Source organism: Anaerolineales bacterium (genome assembly GCA_037382465.1).
Lineage (GTDB): Bacteria > Chloroflexota > Anaerolineae > Anaerolineales > E44-bin32 > WVZH01.
The window spans coordinates 1-5,956 of the sequence record JARRPX010000110.1; the positions used below are offsets into that span (position 1 = coordinate 1).

5 protein-coding genes are annotated in these 5,956 nt (G+C 54.6%); 1 reads left to right on the plus strand and 4 read right to left on the minus strand.

Annotated features, from left to right (window positions below; genetic code table 11):
• A partial coding sequence (locus P8Z34_16880) for a hypothetical protein (GenBank protein MEJ2552348.1) occupies positions 1-1,776 on the plus strand: 1,776 nt, incomplete at its 5' end.
• Positions 1,777-1,875: 99 nt separating this feature from the next.
• Here P8Z34_16880 and P8Z34_16885 read toward each other — a convergent pair.
• From P8Z34_16885 to P8Z34_16900, 4 genes are all read right to left on the minus strand, one after another.
• The gene (locus P8Z34_16885; protein ID MEJ2552349.1) at positions 1,876-3,801 is read right to left on the minus strand and encodes a hypothetical protein; all 1,926 of its coding nucleotides are present in this window, start codon (positions 3,799-3,801) and stop codon (positions 1,876-1,878) included.
• A 14-nt stretch (positions 3,802-3,815) separates the two neighbouring features.
• Positions 3,816-4,862, minus strand: coding sequence for a glycosyltransferase (locus P8Z34_16890; GenBank protein ID MEJ2552350.1), 1,047 nt, complete (start codon positions 4,860-4,862; stop codon positions 3,816-3,818).
• A 108-nt stretch (positions 4,863-4,970) separates the two neighbouring features.
• Positions 4,971-5,345, minus strand: a complete 375-nt coding sequence (locus tag P8Z34_16895; protein ID MEJ2552351.1) for a hypothetical protein — start codon at positions 5,343-5,345, stop codon at positions 4,971-4,973.
• A gap of 230 nt (positions 5,346-5,575) precedes the next feature.
• Positions 5,576-5,956: hypothetical protein (locus tag P8Z34_16900; protein MEJ2552352.1), on the minus strand; the 381-nt coding region annotated here is incomplete at its 5' end.

Genomic DNA, 5,956 nt, shown 5'->3' on the forward strand with positions numbered 1-5,956 from the left:
GAGGGGGTCAAAGTATCGGGATGGACGATACACGTCGGAAGCGAACCGTATAATTCAGGCTCTATCGAGCGGGATGGGACAGGCTTGAATCCCGGAAGTTGGGTCCTGAACGATTACCAGAGTTATTATTTCCATCCAAATCGATCGCTGCGATTTTACGGCAACGCCAGCAACGACGTCGATCGCCTCAAGATTCGGATCAACGCTCCGGCTCGCCCGATCGATGTTGGAGAAACCGATTTCACCATCGAGTGGTGGATGAAAGCACTACCAGGCGAAAATGCCGCCCCGGTCCAAGAACCGATCTACGAAAATTGGGTACTGGGCAACATCATCCTCGATCGCAGCGTGACCGACGACAATGGGATTGGCGAATACGGCGTATCGCTGCAAGGCGGCCGTATCGCCTTCGGAACCAGGAACGGCATCCCCTACGAAAGTCATACCATCCTCGGCGACATTGTCGTCACCGACGGCGTCTGGCACCACGTGGCCGTGACGCGCAGTCTCGACGGCGGGATGCAGATCTTCGTCGACGGCCAATTGGACGTCGCGGGGCAAGGGTTTAACGGAGACATCAGCTACGTGGACGGTCACACGGCCGATCACCCCAACGATCCCTACCTGGTCATCGGCGCCGAAAAATTCGACTCCGATCCATTAAATCGCCCAGCGTTCCACGGCTGGCTGGACGAAATGCGCTTTTCTTCCACCATTCGTTATACGAATAATTTCACGCCGCCAAATGCCGCTTTTATCTCCGATGCCGATACGCGCGCCTTGCTCCATTTTGACGAAGGCATCGGCGACGCGGCGAACGACACGACGGGCTTCGATGGCGGACCGAGCAACGCCTACCGCAACTATGGGGGGGCTCCTACCGGACCGGAGTGGTCCACCGACACAGCTTTCGAATATCCGGAGCCCACGCCGACTCCTACTTACACGCCCACTTCCACGGCCAGCGCGACGGCCACCGATATCGGTGCACCCACGGCGACAAACACCGCCACCGCGACGGATACCGCTACAGCCACGATGACGGCCACTGCTACCAACACCGCCACTGCGACCAATACCCCCTTCGACACCGCAACGCCCACGCCCACGGCCACGCCGACCGGTACCCCCTTCGACACCGAAACGCCCACGACCACAGCCACACCAACCGATACCCCCATCTCAACGCCCACCGCCATCTTCGAAGACGTCCCCTACGGTCATTGGGCCTTCGACTACATCAACGCCCTCTACAACGCAGGCTACGTCGCCGGATGTTCGTCCGAACCGCTGCTGTATTGCCCGGACAACATTCTCAACCGCGCCCAGAGTGCGGTCTTCGTGCTGCGCGGCCAATACGGCGCCATTCCCGATCCCCCTTATGCCCCACCCGCAACGCCATCCTTCGCCGACGTCGATCCGAGTTACTGGGGTTACGGCTGGATTGAAAGCCTGTGGACCGATGGGTTCACCGCCGGTTGCGGAACTGATCCTCTCATTTTCTGCCCCCTAAGAGAACACACACGCGCAGAGGGAAGCGTCTTTTTCTTGCGGATCATGCACGGCGTAGAATACGAACCACCACCAGCAAGCGGTATATTCACGGATGTCGACCTGGGTGCCTGGTATGCAGATTGGGTCGAAGCGGCCTACAACGACGGCATTCTCCCGGCCTGTGACGCCGATCCCCTACGCTTTTGTCCGCAGGATGAACTCGATCGCGCCTGGGCGGCCTACATGATGGTCCAGGCCAAGGGCGGCCTGCCGCTGGAATGAAGCGCCGTCTCACAATGTTCGGCAGCTTTAATACTTATTGCCAAACACCTTCCCTCTTCGTTCCAACAATTTCGAGGATTTATTACTGGGATATGGTCTTTATTTTGAGCGCGTATACTTACAAACTTCCACACGTGATCCGGACTTGAATTCCTCACACGATCCGAGCGAAAATATCCGTTCGAGCCATTCTCGATCCGGGCTGTTTTCGAAGTCCGCCGTTTCATCGGAGGTGACGTACCATATCGAGTCGGCGCTTACTCTCAAGTCGTTGATCAAACGTTCGACATCGTCCGGGATTTCCGATCCGGCATTCTCCATCTGCGTGGAGCCCGGAATCGAAAAAGGCAGCGAGTACCAACGTTGTGGCAGCGACCAACGGTTCATCCAGAAATTCCACAAAGTCGTGCCATACGAATCCAACAAGACTACATCGTGCGTTGAAATCTCCCTTGAGACACTGACGAGCGCCAAATGAAACGCCGGACGGTTATCCCCCCAGGCGGGATCACCTGCAGCCGCCCACCAGGTCAGGATGGAAACGATGCTGAAAACAAACAGCACGGCAACAACGAAGACCCGCGTTGGGATCTTCTGCAGCCACCTTTCACGAATGATTCCTCGAATGGCAACACCCCCGAGGGCCACCGCAGCCAAAACCATGATCGACACACCCAGCGTTCGATATAAAAACAATCGTCGCCACGCAACGGTCCACTGAGCTGCGGAGAAAAGTCCTGAAACTTGATAGGGAATGGCCAGCGAGCGTACGGCCCATGCCGCACTTGATGCATACGGATCCAGACCCCTGGTTTGCATGTGGTCATAGGCTTGATGCCACGGTACGAGTACGGCACAAAGCTGCACAACGACGCCGAGTGCCAAAACGACACTCAACCTATTCTTGCCGCTGATATGATGCTCGTCGAGCACGGATTCGATGATAGGGGCGAGCAAAGTTGCGAGCACTGGAATAGCCGGAAGCAAGAATCTCAATCCCCACCCGAAATCACCGGCCCATCGCTCGCGGTAAAACAACCCCTGTGCGCCGGCCAAAAATCCCGCGAAGAGCAGCACGAGCAGCGAGTAATCACGATGGCGGCCTTTCGCTATCCGGCGCAGCGAAATCAAACCCAGCAACAAGGGAGGCGAAAATAGAAAAATGCTCTTGGCCGGACTCAAGAATGGGCCGAGCGTTGCCGGTAAAAGATCGATGCTGATACTCTCCCAAAAGTGTCCTGCCAGAAAGAGGTAATAATCCAGCGTATACCGGGCGAAAGGGCCTTTGCCCGACAAGGCCATCAAAATTCCAATACAACCAAGGATAATCCCGAGGACAATCAGTACGAGACGCAACCATTCCACCCTTGTTTTCTGAGAACGCAGCCATCGGGCGAATGTCACACATGCCAATGCCGGCACGAGAACGGCCACGTTGTTCTTCGCCAGTACGCCGCCCAGTATGCTAACGCCAAGCAGGACGAAGGATGACCTGCGTCGACCATTTTCATCCCCATGCAAACGGGCCCATCCAAGAAACGCCAATGTACTCATGCTCATGGCGAGTGTGTCGCGAAAATAAGTCTGCGCGTAAGGCCAGGCCATCGAACCGGCTCCAAAGAAAAGCGCACACCAGATCGCAACACGTCGGGCATACTTGAGTTCCACGACGATTAAATAAACCAATCCGGCGCACAATGCGGTCAGCAAGATGTTGAGAGAAAAAAGACTCTGGGCAGCGCCGAGGTCGAAAGCCTGAGCAGCTTTCATGAGGGCCGCTCCAAGTACGGCCTGTCCCGGTTCGATCTGAGTCGCCGCATCACCCAGGGGGATCAAGGCCTGAACCCTTTGATTGCCAAACACCTGGGGTTCTATAAGCTCTCCCCACAGCGCCAGACTCTGTGTTCGCGCGGCCAGGATGTGTTCGTCATCCAGGCGAAACATTCCGTTGAATGTAAGTGTATAGAGGGAGAAGAAGAGGCAAAACAGCAGTGAAAAAGTGCGGATTTTCGAACGGGAATCCATCGCTTCCAATTGCATTATGGAGCTTGCGTGGACCTCTGGCGGGGCGGATCGGCGATCGAACGTCTGCTGCTCAACCAACGTTGACGGTGGACGATCGCCAATGCCAGACTTTGAAGCCAGAGGAAGAAAAACAAAGGCGAAGCCGCCAGTGCGACGAACGTCTTCCATGGATAACGAGTGTATCGGAGCGCATACAGATAAAGCTCCACATCCACCAGAACTGACGCGCATCCAATTGCTGCCGCGATACGCCACAGTAATCCGGCTTCCGTAAATGCCATGTGCAAGAAGAGAAGAACGCTGAAAACCTTAAACGGCAAGGCAAAGGTTCGTGGCTTCAACAAACCGGCGGAGATTAAAGACCATCCCTTCGGGCCACGGAAAAGTAGACGCAGAATTTGCGCGGCGTAGTCACGTATCACCTGGAATTGCCCCCGCAGCCAGCGTGCCCTTTGATGCACAGCGCCTCGTGGATCTATTGGCTTGGGATCGTAGACTACGATTTGCGGGACGTAAACGATGGGCTCATCATCCGCGCCTAACAAGACGGTCAATTCCAGATCTTCAACGCTCGTGTGCAGGCTTGGGGAATATTTTTCGAGAAGTCCGCGACGGAAGAACATGCCCGTTCCGCGTAATCTTACCGGCCATCCCAGACGAGCTCGCAGCGAATCGCAAACACGATGTTCGACGATTTCAGAAAGGGAAGATAACAATTCGAGTGGCGTCGTTGATGAAATCGACGGTTCGAGGCGCGCTTGCGCCGCACGCGTACCATTGACGAAATACGTTTTGATGCACTCGATAAAATCGGGCGTGACGCGGCTATCCGCATCCATCACGATGATAATTTGCTCCGGTGATGAATGCGGTCTGGTTCTTGTAAGCCACCAATGCAAAGCTGCACCCTTTCCTGCAGGACCACGATCATTTCGCACATGAACATGAACCCCCGCTTGGGCCGCAATGGATGTGGTGGTATCGCGACAATGATCTGCGATAACGTGAATTTGCGCGGGATCACGATAGCCAGATCCAACGCGGGATCTCGGACTTCGCACGACTGCCGTCTATTATCTCGATCGACCAATTTACTTACCCGCATGAAGCACCTGCATGATGGAGGAACATCAAAGCGAATCAAATCACGGACACTACCATTCACGACCTCAAGGGTTGGACAGCGTCGGGCAGGGTGTCCCTGGGAACTGCTCGTTGAAAGAGCCACAGGCAGCAGTCGCCGTGGCACCAACGTCTGGTGTCGGGCTCAAGGTGGGGGTGACGATGATGACCTCCGGCTCTTCGATAATCACTTCGCAAGTGGGGCAAACGGGGATTCTCACCTCCGTCAGCTGCGCCGCAGGTTGCGTCTCTTCGCCCAGAATCGTCACATATCCAAAGAAATACAACCCATAACCGAACAAACCCATGATCACCATGCCCATTAACATGCCGATTAGAAGAATCATCACGAACACCCGATTCGATGAAGAATCCTTCATTGCAGCGACAGGTTGAGTGTCCTCAGTCGATGGTTCCGTCATAGGTAATGCTCCTCCTCAATCCAAGACTTCGATCTCGAAACAGCACCAAGAAAAGTTTTCAGCTTCTAAAAACAAATTCGAGAGAATTTACCCTTCTCCGTCCAATTCCAGGTGGTAATGATACCCGAAATGGCAAAAAAAGATACGACCACACAAAGCGGGTCTTCCTGGCGTCAGAAAAACTCGTGGGCCGTAACGATTAATTTACTTCAAAAGGTGAAGATGAAGCATTAACGCAAAACAGCATATTGATCGTGCTGATACACGCCGCCATGGCCATCGTCTCGATAGGCATCATAATAAACGTGCTGGCCTTCCACGGTTACGATGATAAACGTGCTTGGAATTCCCTCGTAGCCCAATCCCGAAGCATGTCCAGCATCGACCTGCCAAACATCATCGACCTGAATCACATTGAAAGCGTGCGTATGGCCACATCCGTAAAATACGACACCATAGTCATCCAACAGGCGCCAGAAACGATCCCGTCGATCGGGGTATGCATCCAAGCTGTCACAAACGTGCCGCGCGAGTCCCGTTTCAGATCCCGCTTGTGGAAAAGCCGGTTCATGACCGAACACGAAAATATACTCCTGGTTTGTCGCTTCTAA